General features: G+C 70.8%; 12 protein-coding genes and 1 tRNA gene. 4 read left to right on the forward strand and 9 right to left on the reverse strand.

Annotation, left to right across the window (positions count from 1 at the left end; all coding sequences use genetic code 11):
• Positions 1-2 precede the first annotated feature (2 nt).
• Positions 3-1,325 carry an ABC transporter substrate-binding protein gene (locus tag ABTX62_RS12825; RefSeq protein ID WP_352116183.1) on the reverse strand — a complete coding sequence of 441 codons (1,323 nt, stop codon included), beginning with the start codon at positions 1,323-1,325 and terminating at the stop codon, positions 3-5.
• A 407-nt stretch (positions 1,326-1,732) separates the two neighbouring features.
• On the opposite strand from ABTX62_RS12825, the gene ABTX62_RS12830 reads away from it, so the two are divergent.
• On the forward strand, positions 1,733-2,788 hold the full coding sequence (locus ABTX62_RS12830) for a LacI family DNA-binding transcriptional regulator (RefSeq protein ID WP_283973164.1): 1,056 nt from the start codon (positions 1,733-1,735) through the stop codon (positions 2,786-2,788).
• 382 nt (positions 2,789-3,170) lie between these two features.
• Here the strand turns inward: ABTX62_RS12830 and ABTX62_RS12835 are convergent, their stop codons facing one another.
• The 5 genes from ABTX62_RS12835 to ABTX62_RS12855 form a co-directional block, all read right to left on the reverse strand.
• The gene (locus ABTX62_RS12835; RefSeq protein ID WP_352116184.1) at positions 3,171-4,361 is read right to left on the reverse strand and encodes an MFS transporter; all 1,191 of its coding nucleotides are present in this window, start codon (positions 4,359-4,361) and stop codon (positions 3,171-3,173) included.
• A gap of 101 nt (positions 4,362-4,462) precedes the next feature.
• A tRNA-His gene (locus tag ABTX62_RS12840) sits at positions 4,463-4,535 on the reverse strand.
• Positions 4,536-4,651: 116 nt separating this feature from the next.
• Complete coding sequence (gene orn, locus ABTX62_RS12845; RefSeq protein WP_352116185.1) at positions 4,652-5,254, reverse strand: oligoribonuclease; 603 nt, start codon at positions 5,252-5,254, stop codon at positions 4,652-4,654.
• 102 nt (positions 5,255-5,356) lie between these two features.
• On the reverse strand, positions 5,357-6,595 hold the full coding sequence (locus tag ABTX62_RS12850) for a helix-turn-helix domain-containing protein (protein WP_352116186.1): 1,239 nt from the start codon (positions 6,593-6,595) through the stop codon (positions 5,357-5,359).
• 377 nt (positions 6,596-6,972) lie between these two features.
• Entirely contained in the window at positions 6,973-7,305 is a 333-nt protein-coding gene (locus ABTX62_RS12855) for a hypothetical protein (protein ID WP_352116187.1), read from the reverse strand.
• 308 nt (positions 7,306-7,613) lie between these two features.
• Between ABTX62_RS12855 and ABTX62_RS12860 the strand changes: the two genes are divergently transcribed.
• Positions 7,614-8,141 (forward strand): universal stress protein, encoded by a 528-nt coding sequence (locus ABTX62_RS12860; RefSeq protein ID WP_352116188.1) that lies wholly within the window; start codon positions 7,614-7,616, stop codon positions 8,139-8,141.
• A gap of 113 nt (positions 8,142-8,254) precedes the next feature.
• Entirely contained in the window at positions 8,255-8,815 is a 561-nt protein-coding gene (locus ABTX62_RS12865; RefSeq protein ID WP_352116189.1) for a GPR1/FUN34/YaaH family transporter, read from the forward strand.
• Between the two features lie 218 nt (positions 8,816-9,033).
• Here ABTX62_RS12865 and glmS read toward each other — a convergent pair whose 3' ends face one another.
• The 3 genes from glmS to ABTX62_RS12880 all read right to left on the reverse strand — a co-directional run bounded on the left by glmS (position 9,034) and on the right by ABTX62_RS12880 (position 12,232).
• Positions 9,034-10,851, reverse strand: a complete 1,818-nt coding sequence (glmS, locus tag ABTX62_RS12870) for a glutamine--fructose-6-phosphate transaminase (isomerizing) (RefSeq protein ID WP_352116190.1) — start codon at positions 10,849-10,851, stop codon at positions 9,034-9,036.
• Between the two features lie 12 nt (positions 10,852-10,863).
• Positions 10,864-11,121 (reverse strand): hypothetical protein, encoded by a 258-nt coding sequence (locus ABTX62_RS12875; protein WP_283973736.1) that lies wholly within the window; start codon positions 11,119-11,121, stop codon positions 10,864-10,866.
• A 226-nt stretch (positions 11,122-11,347) separates the two neighbouring features.
• Entirely contained in the window at positions 11,348-12,232 is an 885-nt protein-coding gene (locus ABTX62_RS12880; RefSeq protein WP_352116191.1) for a DUF4429 domain-containing protein, read from the reverse strand.
• 150 nt (positions 12,233-12,382) lie between these two features.
• Here ABTX62_RS12880 and ABTX62_RS12885 point away from each other — a divergent pair, with 150 nt between their 5' ends.
• Entirely contained in the window at positions 12,383-13,918 is a 1,536-nt protein-coding gene (locus ABTX62_RS12885; RefSeq protein WP_352116192.1) for a beta-N-acetylhexosaminidase, read from the forward strand.
• Positions 13,919-13,994 lie beyond the last annotated feature (76 nt).

The following is a 13,994-nucleotide window of genomic DNA, read 5'->3' on the forward strand; positions in this document are numbered from 1 at the left end:
GGTCACTGGTCCAGGTTGTTGTCGATGGTCTTGACGGCCGTGTCCCACGCCTCCTCGGGCGACTTGCCCTGGGTGACGAGGATGACGCCGTTGTCCGTCAGACCCTGCTGGATGATCTGGTCCTTCGGGCCGATCGTCTGCACCGGGCTGCTCTTGGCGGCGGCGGCGAAGATGGTGCCGATCGGCGCGTCACCGGTCATCTCGTTCTTGGCGTTCTTCACCGCGTCCGACTCGTAGGCGGCCGGGGTGCTCGGGAAGCTGCCCTGCACGGCGAACAGCTTGGCCTGCTGCTCGGGCGCGGTCAGCCAGGCGGCCAGCTTCGCGGCCTCCTCGGCGTTCTTGCCGGACTTGGGCACCGTGAGGAAGGAACCGCCCCAGTTGCCGGACTTCGGCGACGCGGCCACGTCCCACTTGCCCTTGGCCTCCGGCTTCGACTTGCCCTTGATGTAGCCGAGCATCCACGGCGGGCAGGACATCGCGGCGAACTTGCTGTTGGCGATCGTGGTGTCCCAGGCAGGCTGGAACTGGGTCTGGTTTCCGATCAGTCCGTCCTCGGCCGCCTTGGCGGTGAGGTCGAAGGCGGCCTTCACGGCCGGGTTCGACTTGTAGATGACCTTGCCGGAGGAGTCGTAGAAGCGGTCCTTCTCGCTGCTGAGGATCGCCTGGAGCAGACCGCCGGGGGAGTCCAGGAAGGTGGTGCCCTTCGGCGCCTTCTTCTTGTAGTCCTCGCCGACCTCGACGAGCTTCTTCCAGTCACCGGCCCACAGCTTGGCGACCTCCTCGCGGTCGGTGGGCAGACCGGCCTTCTCGAAGAGGTCCTTGCGGTAGCAGATGGCCATCGGGCCGACGTCCGTGCCCAGGCCGATGGTCTGACCGTCCTCGGTGGTGGCCTGCTGCCACTTCCAGTCGAGGTAGTCGCTCTCCTTGCCGTACTTGGAGAGGTCCAGCAGCTTGGCGGACTGGGTCTTGACGATCTCGGCGATGTTGCCGACCTCGACGCCCTGGATGTCCTGCAGACCGCTGTTGGTGGTCAGGTGGTTGACCAGGGTGGGGTAGTAGTTCTCGTTCCGCTCGACGACCGTCTGCTGGATGTCGATGTCCGGGTGGAGCTTCTCGTACTCCTTGTAGAGGTCGGCCTCCTCGAACCCGAAGGTGCCGAACAGCCCCAGAGTGATCTTGGTCTTGCCGCCGCTGCCGCCGCTGCCGCCCGACGAGGAGCCGTCGTCTCCGCCGTCGTCGGCACAGCCGGCCAGCAGCCCGGCGCCCAGCGACGCGACGGCCGCGACGACCATCGCCTTGCGGGCGGTTCGGATGCGTGCTCGCATGTCGTCCTCCTGTTGCCCTGACGTGCCGACCCCCCGGCCACCTGCATGGTCGGACCGTTTTTCGCGCTTAAGGCTCGGGTGGGGAACGTGCGGGTTGTGTATGTGTCAGGTACTGTGGGAGCGCTCCCACCAGTGATGTGTTGAAGAGTCCCCGGTCGCGGCGGGGGTGTCAAGGGACCGGACAACGAGAGATGCGTTCAGTTATCGGGCTGTTAACTGGACCCGCCCGGGACCGGTGGGAGTCGGGCCGGTGGTGTCAAGCCGGCCGGGGCGCCGGTCGCCCCGGCCCGTCCGGCCGAACCGGAAGGCCGGGGGCGCCGAGCCCTCGTCGGCGGTCATACGGCTGACGAGCCTGTTAAATTCCAGGCCAGTCGCAGAGTGCGGGTGTGGACGGGAAGGCGGAGCCCATGGCAACCCACGGAGCGCGGGGCCGAAGCGGTGGCCGGCCCACTCTCGAAGAGGTGGCGGCGCGCGCCGGTGTCGGGCGCGGCACCGTCTCGCGGGTGATCAACGGCTCGCCCCGGGTCAGCGACGCGACCCGCGCGGCCGTCGAGGCGGCGGTGGCGGAGCTCGGCTACGTCCCCAACACAGCGGCCCGGGCCCTGGCCGCCAACCGTACGGACGCGATCGCCCTGGTCGTCCCCGAGCCGGAGACCCGGTTCTTCGCGGAGCCGTACTTCTCGGACATGCTGAAGGGCGTCGGGGCGGCGCTGTCCGACACGGAGATGCAGCTGCTGCTGATCTTCGCGGGCAGCGACCGGGAACGCCGCCGCCTCGCGCAGTACTTGGCGGCGCACCGGGTCGACGGCGTCCTGCTGGTGTCGGTGCACGCGGACGATCCGCTGCCCGACCTGCTGGCCCAGCTGGAGATTCCGGCGGTGATCAGCGGCCCGCGCTCCTCGACGGAGACCCTGCCGTCGGTCGACTCGGACAACTACGGCGGCGCCCGCCAGGCCGTCGAGCATCTGCTGTCCCGGGGCCGGAGCCGGATCGCCCACATCACCGGCCGCCTCGACGTCTACGGCGCGCAGCGCCGGGTCGACGGCTTCCGCGAGGCCCTGAGCGACGCCGGCCGGTGGGTGGACGAAGGGATGATCGAGGCGGGGGACTTCACCGAGGAGGGCGGGCACCGGGCCATGACCGCCCTGCTGGAGCGTCACCCGGACGTGGACGCGGTCTTCGCCGCCTCCGACGTCACCGCGTCCGGCGCCCGCCGGGCGCTGCGCGAGGCGGGCCGCCGCATCCCGGAGGACGTGGCGCTCGTCGGCTACGACGACTCCGCCATCGCCCGCCACATGGAGCCGCCCCTCACCAGCGTCCGCCAGCCCATAGAGGAAATGGGCCGCCGGATGATAGACCTCCTGCTCACGGAGGTCGCCGACCGCCGTCCCCTCGCGTCCCGCGGCCTGGAGCGCCGGCAGATGGTCCTGGCCACGGAGTTGGTGTCCCGGTCGTCGTCGTGACGGACCGCGTCGTACGGGCTCCTGCCGGTGCACGGTGAGCTGGTCCGTGATCAGGGCCGACCCGGGTGAACGGCTCGGCTGTATACGGGAGTTGATCCCGGCCCGGCGGCGGTCGGTGGGCTGGGACCGGGAAGCCGCCGCAGGCCCCTCCACCCCGTCCGGCACGAACAGCCACCTCCGGAGCGCCGCGCACGCAGGACCAGGAAGCTCCGCCTCGCCGAACCAGCCGTGCCAGGCGATCCCGGACGGGCTGATCACCCCGGGGCAGACGTGGAAGAGCGGGAGCCGCACCGGGGCCCGCACGCCCGGCTCCTCCGTCAGCACCCGGGCCGCCGCCTTCGCCGTTCCACCGGCTCACCCATGGGCCCACGACCGCACGTGCTCACGCCCGAGCCGGTGCCGGGCGGCGTACCAGGTAGGCCGCCGCCGTCACGACCAGAATCGCCATGCACGCGATGAACACCAGCCCCGCGCCCTCCAGACCGATCGGGCCGGTCAGCAGGCCGACGCCGATGACCGGGAGGGAGATGCCCGCGTAGGCCACCACGAACAGGGTCGAGATCACCGCCGCGCGCCGGTGTTCCGGAGAGGCCTCGGCCACCTCGGACAGGGCACCGCGGAACGCCAGGCCCTGGCCGATTCCGCCGACGAGGGCGCTGGCGACCAGCAACGGCATCTGGTCCCACCACAGCGCCCCGGCGAGCAGTCCCAGCCCGGCCAGGAGCACGCCGCAGCCCAGCGGGAGGGAGCGCCGTACACCGACCCGGCCGACCGCCAGTTGCCCGGCCGTCGACGAGAAGAAGGCCAGCGCGACGAGCAGCCCGCTCACGGCGTGGTCGTCCACGTCCAGGGACTCCGCGAGGAAGGCCGGGCTGACCGAGGTGAACACGCCGAACAGGGCGAATCCGGCGAAGGCGGCGGTGGCCGCGGGACCGAACACCGCACGCACCCGCGGGGGCAGCGCGGGCCGCTGCGGGCGTACGGCGCCCAGCGGCCGCCGCTCCCGTACCGTCTCCGCGAGCCGCAGCAGGACGACGGCAGAGGCGGCCACCAGGGCGAGGTGGGCGACGAACGGCAGGTACAGCGGCCAGGGGGCGTACTCCGCGAGCACCCCGGACAGCAGCGGACCGCAGCCCAGTCCGCCCATGTTGGCGGCCGTCGCCACGAACGTGGCCCGCGCGGCACCGCCCTGCGGCGCCAGCTCCATCACGTACGCCGTGGCGGCCCCGGTGAACAACCCGGCGGACAGTCCGGACAGCAGCCGCCCCGCGTACAGCCAGCCGAGCCCGGTGGCGCACAGGAAGCAGACGGCGCTCACCGCCGCGAAGCCCAGCCCGCACAGCAGCACCGGGCGCCTGCCCACGGCGTCCGAGGCGTCGCCGACCAGCAGCAGCACCCCGATCACGGCGAAGGCGTACAGCGCGTACACCACGGTGACGGTCAGCTCGGAGAAGCCGAACTCGTCCTGGTAGAGGGGATAGAGGGGAGTCGGCAGCGTGGTGCCGGCCATGCAGACGGCGAAGACCGCTCCGCCGAGCACACACGCGCGCCATCCCGGGCGTCCACCGTCCATGGCGCCGACGGTAGCCGCGCCCCGCGGACGTCATTTCGACCGGCGCGCTGGAAAACGCTTCAGCCGGTGGCCTCTTTCGAGGCCACCGGCTGAAGACTCAGGGTGAGTGACGGGACTCGAACCCGCGGCATCCTGGACCACAACCAGGTGCTCTACCAGCTGAGCTACACCCACCATGACCGGCTTGGAGATCAGTGTTTGTCTCCGACCGGCCGAGAAAAAGTGTACAGGGTCCGAAGGGGTGCTCGCGCCAGGCTTTCGCATCAGCCCCCGACGGGCCCCTCTGCCGCCTACTGAGCAGGCAGGACGTGCTTCGCGGCGATCGTCCGCGCGGTGTCCGAGTCGGGCCCGGGCTGCGGGACGAACACGGCCTCGCGGTAGTACCGCAGCTCCGCGATCGACTCACGGATGTCGGCGAGCGCGCGGTGGTTGCCGCTCTTCTGCGGGCTGTTGAAGTACGCCCGCGGGTACCAGCGACGCGCCAGCTCCTTGATCGACGACACGTCGACGATCCGGTAGTGGAGGTAGGTCTCCAGCGTCGGCATGTCACGCAGCAGGAAACCGCGGTCCGTGCCGACGGAGTTCCCGCACAGCGGGGCCTTGCCCGGCTCCTTGACGAACTCCCTCACGTACGTCAGGACCTGGTCCTCGGCGTCCTTCAGCGTCGTGCCCCCGGCCAGCTCGGTGAGCAGCCCGGAGGAGGTGTGCATCTGACGCACCACGTCCGGCATCGTCTCCAGCGCCCGCTCCGGCGGCCGGATGACGATGTCCACGCCCTCGCCGAGCACGTTCAGCTCGGAATCGGTCACGAGGGCGGCCACCTCGATGAGCGCGTCGTCCGACAGCGAGAGGCCGGTCATCTCGCAGTCGATCCACACCATGCGATCGTTCATGTGTCTCACCCTACGGCCCGTCGTGTCCCGGCCGGTCCGCCCGGGCCGGGAAAGCCGCGGGGCCCGCGAGGAGGCGTGCTCCTCGCGGGCCCCGCGGCCCGATCACGGCGCGCTGCGCTGCCCGGGCAGGCTCGCCGACAGGGCCGGGGACTGCCCGACCGCGCTCGCCGCCGCCGTACGGCGGGACTGGAGCGGGACGGGGTGCTCCGGGTGCAGCGGCGACGACACCTGGCCGGGCTGGCCCGGATGGTGTCCCGCGTGGCCCGGCATGCCGGACCCCGGACCGCCCGGTGCGCTGTCGGTGTCCTGAGGCCGCTCGCCCTGCGGGCGCCGGGCACGGTACGCCGCCCGGTACGCGGCCGGGGACGAGCCCAGCTGGCGGCGGAAGTGCCCACGCAGGGCGACCGGTGACCGGAAGCCGCAACGCCCCGCCACCTCGTCCACCGAGTAGTCCGACGTCTCCAGCAGGCGCTGCGCCTGGAGCACCCGCTGGGTGATCAGCCACTGCAGCGGAGCACTCCCGGTCAGCGAGCGGAAGCGGCGGTCGAACGTACGCCGGCTCATGTACGCGCGTGCCGCCAGGGTCTCCACGTCGAACTGCTCGTGGAGGTGCTCCAGCGCCCAGGCGACGACCTCGGCGAGCGGGTCGGCGCCGATCTCCTCGGGTAAAGACCGGTCGAGGTAGCGCTCCTGCCCGCCGCTGCGGCGCGGCGGCACGACGAGCCGCCTGGCCAGGGCCCCGGCCGCCTCGTTGCCGTGGTCCGTGCGCACGATGTGCAGGCACAGGTCGATGCCCGCGGCGGTGCCCGCCGACGTCAGCACGTCGCCGTCGTCGACGAACAGCTCACGCGGGTCCACGTGCACCGACGGATAGCGCTTGGCCAGTGTCGGTGCGTACATCCAGTGTGTCGTCGCGGGACGGCCGTCCAGCAGGCCGGCCGCCGCGAGGACGAAGGCGCCGGTGCACAGTCCGACGATGCGGGCGCCCTCCTCGTGGGCACGGCGCAGCGCGTCGAGCGCCTCCTCCGGTGGCGGAGAAGTGATCGAACGCCAGGCCGGCACGACGACCGTGCCCGCGCGTGAGATCGCTTCCAGGCCATGTGGTGCGGTGAGTTCGAGTCCTCCGGTGGTCCGTAGCGGACCGTCCTCGCCCCCGCACACCAGCAAGCGGTAGCGCGGTACGCCGGCGTCCTGGCGGTCAACCCCGAACACCGACAGTGGTATGGAACTCTCGAAAATGGGGCCGCCGCTGAACAGCAGCACCGCGACGATCTCCTTGCGGCGTCGCCCGGAAAGCTTCCGGGCCGCGGCTTCCGGCGCGGCAGTGGAGTCGTGGCTCATACTGCTAAGCCCCCCTCGGTGGTCGCGGCTCCTCGGTTGTGTCGCTCCTGCACGTTTCCCCTCGGTCCTGCACGAGTCCCCCGCCGTAGACAGTCAAGATCGAATCTACTGTGTCCCGTTGCGCCGAAGTGGCCGGTTCGGCACTCGGCACATTGTCGACTTGGCAACTTGGCGTGAAGCATTCGATCACGAAGCGTTGCACTCGTGGGGCGTGCAGGGAAGTGCGCCTTGTCGCGGTGGCCAATCCACGTAGGGTGCGCCGACCCCCTGAGGCCCTTTCCGTGCAGGTCGAACGGGGGTTGGGGGGTGGTGGGACCCGCAGATGCACAGGTGCGAGAAGTTGGCTGAAAAGCAGCGTGCGCGTGCGCGGAAACCGGTCAGCCGACCGGTGTATCTCCTCCGGTGTGCCGTCCGCCGCGGTGCGACCCCGTGCCGGTGCGGTGGCGCCGGCCCCGGTGGGGTGCCCGGTCCTCGGCCGCGAGCCGGGCCGCGCCGCGCTCGGACTGGCGCAGCAGGACCCGGCAGGCGCCCGTGACCGCCGCGAGCCCGAGGGCGGTGCCGGCGGCTCCGGCCGGAGAGGCGCCGTGGACGAGGAGTACCACCGGGACGAGCAGGCAGCTGAAGGCGGCCCAGCGAACCACATCCGTCGCGGTGTCCCGCGGCGGCGGGGTCGCGCGGTCCGCCTCGGCGGCGGGACGTGGTGCGGACATGGGTGCTCCCTTGTGGCGTGACTCACGGGGTTCAACGCGCGGCGGGGGCGTCGGTCACTGGCTGTCCCGATCGCCGCAACGGACAGTTGAATCTCGTGCAAACCGCCTGTACAGCGCAGCAACCATTGCGTTACGGGCGGTGCCTCATGCATGCTCCCTGGAACCCGCACGCACTGTGAGCGGGATCTGGGCTAAGGAGGCGTGCCGCCGTACCCTTGAGGGTATGAGGTTGGGAAGACCATTCCCGGACACAGCTCCGCCGCACACCGTTGTCCCTCCCGTATAAGGATCACAACGCCGAGACAGCCATGGCCGGTCACGAATTCTTCGAACCCGCGGACCGCAAGCGGCCCGTCGCCGATCCCACGGCGGCCGAGCCCCTGGCGGCGGAAGAGCCACGCCATTCCTGCGACCCCGCCTTCAAGCACGGGGTCGTCGTCGGCTTCGACGGCTCCATGTCCAGTGAGCGCGCCCTGGCGTACGCGATCGGCATGGCCCATCGCTCCGCTTCGGGCCTGATCATCGTCCACGTCGCCAACCGGCTGCCGACCACGGTGTGGGCCGGCTGCGAGCCGCCCGTCTTCGTGGACGTGCCGGACCACCGCACCGAGGTGCTCGGTCTGGAGCTGGCCTGTGCGGACTATCTCGCCGAGGTGCCCTGGATCCTCGTCGAGCGCGGCGGTGACATCTGCCACGAACTCGAGGAGGTCGGCCGGGAGTACGAGGCCGACGCGATCGTCGTCGGGTCCACCCACGGCCTCGTGGGCCGCATCTTCGGCTCGGTCGCCGGGCGGCTCGCCAAGCGGGCGCAGCGGCCCGTCATCGTCATCCCCTGAGCTTCAACTCCCTTCGCGCCGCGTGAGTCTCCTCGCGCGCAGAGGTGTTTGTGCCCTTGTGAAGGGCATATACGGAACACCGCACGACTGCACATGCGCGAAGGGGGCCCGCCGTGGCCAAAGACGTCTCCGCGGGAAGTGGAATCACGACCGTGGCCGGTCGACTCGCCCTCGGAGTCACCCTGCTGGCCTTCGGGCTGGGGAACACCGCCGTGATCGACGGCGTGTCAGCCGCTGACGCCCTCTCAATCGCCCAGTACGTGGGGGGAGTCGCCCTGTTCCTCGCCGGGATGGTGGCCCTGCGCGAGGGCGACACCGCCGGTGGTACGGCGTTCTCGGTGCTCGGCGCGCTGTGGTTCACCTGGGCCGTGTCCGAGGTCGCCGCCGGCAACGGGGCAGGGATGTTCCTGCTGTTGTTCGCTCTGGTGGCGCTGTCTCTCACGCCGGCCGGCGGGGATCGGCTCGGGCGGGGCGTATACGGACTGTTCTTCGTGTCGCTGCTGCTGCTCGCGGTCGCCGCGTTCGCGGAGAACGACGGGCTCACCAAGGTCTCGGGCTGGTTCGCCGTCGCCGCCGGGGCGGTGGCCTGGTACGCGGCGACCGCGGCGCCGGCGCACTGGCCGACGGCGCTCCCGCGACGCGCTGCCGGCCGGGGAGTGACGGCCACCGGTTAGCCGCGCGGGCCGGGGAGTTGGGCGGCTTCCCGGCGCTGAAGACGGACCCCCCGTGCGTGTGGTCGCAGCACGTGGGGGTCCGTCCCTCTTTGTTCGGCCTGTGCGGGCGGGTGGGGGCTTGTAGCGCCGGCCGCGCGGGCCCGCGCATCCGCCGGGCGGCAGTTCGCGGGCTGTGGGCCGGTGCGCGCGCAGTCCCCGTGCCCCGGAAAGGAGTGCCTCTACTCCACCGTCACCGACTTCGCCAGGTTGCGGGGCTTGTCGATGTCGCGGCCGAGGGCCAACGCCGTGTGATACGCGAGGAGCTGGAGCGGGATGCCCAGCAGGATCGGGTCCAGCTCGTCCTCGTTCTTCGGGACGACGATCGTCTCGTCGGCCTTCTCCTGGTGCTGGTGGGCCACCGCGAGGATCCGGCCGCTGCGGGCCTTGATCTCCTCCATGGCCGCGCGGTTCTTCTCCAGCAGGTCGTCGTCCGGCACGATCGCGACCGTCGGCAGGGCGGGCTCGATCAGGGCGAGCGGGCCGTGCTTGAGCTCGGAGGCCGGGTAGGCCTCGGCGTGGATGTAGGAGACCTCCTTGAGCTTCAGGGAGGCCTCACGGGCCACGGGGTAGCCCCGGACGCGGCCGATGAAGAGCATCGAGCGGGCCTCGGCGAACTGCAGGGCCAGCTTCTTGACGTCGTCCTCCTGCTTCATGATCTCGGCGATCTGCGCGGGCAGCCTGCGCAGGCCCTCGATGATCCGCTTGCCGTCGCGGACCGACAGGTCGCGGGTGCGGCCCAGATGGAGGGCGAGGAGGGCGAAGGCGACGGTGGTGTTGGTGAAGCACTTGGTGGAGACGACGCAGACCTCGGGGCCGGCGTGCACGTAGATGCCGCCGTCCGCCTCGCGGGCGATCGCCGAGCCGACCACGTTCACCACGCCCAGGACGCGGGCGCCCTTGCGCTTGAGCTCCTGCACGGCGGCCAGCACGTCGTAGGTCTCGCCGGACTGGGAGACCGCGATGTAGAGGGTGTCGGGGTCGACGACCGCGTTGCGGTAGCGGAACTCCGAGGCGGGCTCGGCGTCGGCGGGGATGCGGGCCAGCTCCTCGATCATCTGGGCGCCGATCAGGCCCGCGTGGTACGAGGTGCCGCAGCCGAGGATCTTCACGCGGCGGATCCGCCGGGCCTCGCGGGCGTCCAGGTTGAGGCCGCCCAGGTGCACGGTGGAGAAGCGGTCGTCGATGCGGCCGCGCAGCACGCGGTCCACGGCGTCGGCCTGCTCGTGGATCTCCTTGTGCATGTAGGTGTCGTGGCCGCCCATGTCGTAGGAGGCGGCCTCCCACTCGACGGTGGTGGGTTCGGCGGTGGTGCGGGTGCCCTCGGTGGTGTACGTGCGGAAGTCGTCGGCTTTCAGGGTCGCCATCTCGCCGTCGTCCAGGGTGACGATCTGGCGGGTGTGGGCGACCAGGGCGGCGATGTCCGAGGCGACGAACATCTCCTTCTCGCCGATGCCGAGCACGACCGGGGAGCCGTTGCGGGCGACGACGATGCGGTCGGGGAAGTCGGCGTGCATGACGGCGATGCCGTACGTGCCCTCGATCAGCCGGAGCGTCTCGCGGACCTTGTCCTCCAGCTTGGTCGCCTGCGAGCGGGCGATGAGGTGGACGAGGACCTCGGTGTCGGTCTCGGAGAGGAACTCGACGCCGTCCGCCTCCAGCTTGCGGCGCAGGTCGGAGGCGTTGTCGATGATGCCGTTGTGGACGACGGCGACCTTGCCCTCGGCGTCCAGGTGCGGGTGGGCGTTCACGTCGGACGGGGCGCCGTGCGTGGCCCAGCGGGTGTGGGCGATGCCGGTCGTGCCCTTGAAGCGGGCCGGGACCTTGGCCTCCAGGTCGCGCACGCGGCCCTTGGCCTTGACCATCTTCAGGCGGCCGCTCGAAGGGGTGGTGACGACGAGGCCCGCGGAGTCGTAGCCGCGGTACTCCAGGCGCTGGAGGCCCTCCAGGAGCAGGGGCGCGACGTCACGCTTCCCGATGTAACCGACGATTCCGCACATGTGTAGGTATTCCTAGCCGTAGACGATGCGCCGCAGCTGCCGGAGCGAGAGCTCCGGCGGGGCCACCGCGCGGTATGTGAGATCCGCCTCGATCCGCTCGAAGATCGCCGCGTTGACCAGGCCCTGGGCCTGGAGCTCGCGGTGGCGGCGACGGACGTACTCCTCGGTCGTCTCGTCGAAGTAGGCGAGCACGTCCTGGATCACGCGCAGCGCCTCGCCCCGGTTGAGGGGCGTGGACCGCGTCAGGTGATCAACGAGTTCGTCGTGCACTCGCTAGATCCTGGGGTACCGGCGCCGATTTCGCAAGAAATCTGCCCGGTTTCGGGCAGACATCCGTGGTGAGCCTTTAGGTGAGCGTTGAACGCGTGCCATGAGGGCGTGTTCGTGACGCGTCCACGCCACGCCGGCGGTGTGCGGCACCGCCGGGACCGGTGACCAGGTCGACCACTTCACGGTGGCGCGCCGGGCGAAGCAGTGCCCCCGCCCGCCCGGGGTGTCACATGCGCTTGAGGACCGCCTGCTTGGCCAGGGTGAACTCCTCGTCCGTCAGCACGCCGATGCGGTGCAGCTCACCGAGCTCGCGCAGGCGGCGCAGCAGGGCGTCGTGGTCGTCCTCGGCGGACGCGCCCGAAGGAGGGGGCAGCTCCGGCCGCGGGTCCACCGGGTGGGCGGCGGCGGCCCGGGCCGGGTGCGGAAGCCTGGCCTGGACCGCCGCCGCGACCAGCGCCATCAGCGGGTCCTTCTTGAACCCCCACAACTCCACGGCGTTGGGGTCGTACTTGGGCGGGGTCTTGGTGGGCGCGTGCCGCACGGTGAAGCGCAGATGGCCGTTCTCCAGGCCGGCCGCCGGGTGCCACTCCACGTCCGTGATGTCGGCGAGCGCGAGGGTGCGGGCGCCGGCGGCGGCCTTGGCGTCCTCCGTCTTCCAGTTCCACTCCAGGCGTATGCGCTCGCCGTCGAAGCTCGCGGTGCCGTCCCCGGCGGAGACCGAGAGTGGCACGGCGGGGCCGGGCAGCAGGTACGCGTCGACCGGCTCGGCGGGAACCTGGTCGAGAAGCAGGGCGTTGCGGACCTCGTCCGCGACGTACTCGGCGACGCCGTAGCGGTCGGACTCCACGATCAGCTGGTACGGATCGTGGGGCTCGGTGAGCCGGCCGCCCGTGGCGTGCGTCAGCGGATCCGCGCCGTCCCTCAGGCGCAGCCTCAGCCGGCCGCTCCTCTTGCCCTGTTCGAACGAGATGCCTGCCAACGCCTTCAGTGGGACGACCAGTTCACCAAGTTCCCTGCGCAGCACACTGACGTTCTTGTCCCGTCCGGGGGTCAGTCGCAGGGCGTCGCCGTCGAAGATCCACGAGCCGTCCTTCTGGATGATTTCCGCCATGGGGGTGGATTGTTCCATCAGTGGCCCGGGATAGTGGTCCAGACCTCTTGGAGCTCAACGGCTCATGGAAGGGACGGTTTTGTGAGAGACGGTCTTGTGAGACAGCACCACAGAACGCTTCACCTTCTCGGTTCCCTGCTGATGGTCGCGATGGGCACCTCGGTGACAGGGGCCGCTCCCGCACCGGAGGCATCCCCCACCCCGCTCGACCGGGTGGTCCCCGCGCCGGCCTCGGTCGCCCCGGCCGGATCCCCGTACCGGATCACCCGAGGCACACACATACGCGTCGACGACTCCCGCGAGAACCGCCGCGTCGGCGAGTACCTCGCGAAGATCCTGCGCCCGTCGACCGGCTATCGCCTGCCCGTCACCGCCCACGGCGACGGAGGCATCCGACTGCGCCTCGCCAAGGGCTCCTTCGGCGCTGAGGGCTACCGCCTCGACAGCGGCCGCAAGGGCGTCACCATCACCGCCGCCGAGACCGCCGGCCTCTTCCACGGCGTGCAGACCCTGCGTCAGCTGCTCCCCGCGTCCGTCGAGAAGGACTCCGCCCAGCCCGGCCCGTGGCTCGTCGCGGGCGGCACCATCACGGACACCCCGCGCTACGGCTGGCGCGGCGCCATGCTCGACGTCTCACGCCACTTCTTCACCGTCGACCAGGTCAAGCGCTACATCGACCAGCTCGCCCTCTACAAGATCAACAAGCTGCATCTGCACCTCAGCGACGACCAGGGCTGGCGCATCGCCGTCGACTCCTGGCCGCGCCTGGCGGCCTACGGCGGCTCCACACAGGTCGGCGGCGGCCCCGGCGGCTTCTACACCAAGGCCGACTACAAGGAGATCGTGCGGTACGCCGCCTCCCGCTACCTGGAGGTCGTGCCCGAGATCGACATGCCCGGCCACACCAACGCGGCCCTCGCCTCCTACGCCGGACTGAACTGCGACGGGGTGGCGCCTCCGCTCTACACCGGCACCGAGGTCGGCTTCAGCTCGCTGTGCGTCGGCAAGGAGATCACGTACGACTTCGTGGACGACGTGATCCGGGAGGTCGCGGCCCTCACCCCGGGCAAGTACCTGCACATCGGGGGTGACGAGGCGCACTCCACCAGCCACGAGGACTACGTGACGTTCATGGACCGGGTGCAGCCGATCGTCGCGAAGTACGGCAAGACGGTCGTCGGCTGGCACCAGCTGACCGGGGCGACCCCGGCGAAGGGGGCTCTCGCCCAGTACTGGGGGCTGGACAGCACCGGTGCCGAGGAGAAGGCGCAGGTGGCACAGGCCGCGCAGAGCGGGACGGGGCTCATTCTGTCTCCGGCCGACCGGGTCTATCTCGACATGAAGTACACCAAGGACACGCCGCTGGGGCTGTCCTGGGCGGGGTACGTCGAGGTGAAGCGGTCCTACGACTGGGATCCGGGTGCGTATCTGCCGGGGGTGCCCACGGGTGCCGTACGGGGGGTCGAGGCGCCGCTGTGGACGGAGACCATCGAGGACTCCGGGCACATCGAGTACATGGCGTTCCCACGGTTGCCGGGTGTCGCCGAGCTGGGGTGGTCGCCGGCCGGCACGCATGACTGGGAGCGGTACAAGGTGCGGCTTGCCGCGCAGGCTGAGCGGTGGAACGCCCTGGGCATCGAGTGGTACCGGTCGCCGCAGGTGCCGTGGGGTTCCGCCGGTCGGTGATTCGTCCGCGGTTGCGTGCGGGCTTGTCGCGCCCACGCGGCGGAGCCGCACATCGACACAGCCCCGCGCCCCTGAA

It is taken from the genome of Streptomyces sp. NPDC096046, assembly GCF_040303285.1.
Taxonomy (GTDB): Bacteria; Actinomycetota; Actinomycetes; order Streptomycetales; family Streptomycetaceae; genus Streptomyces.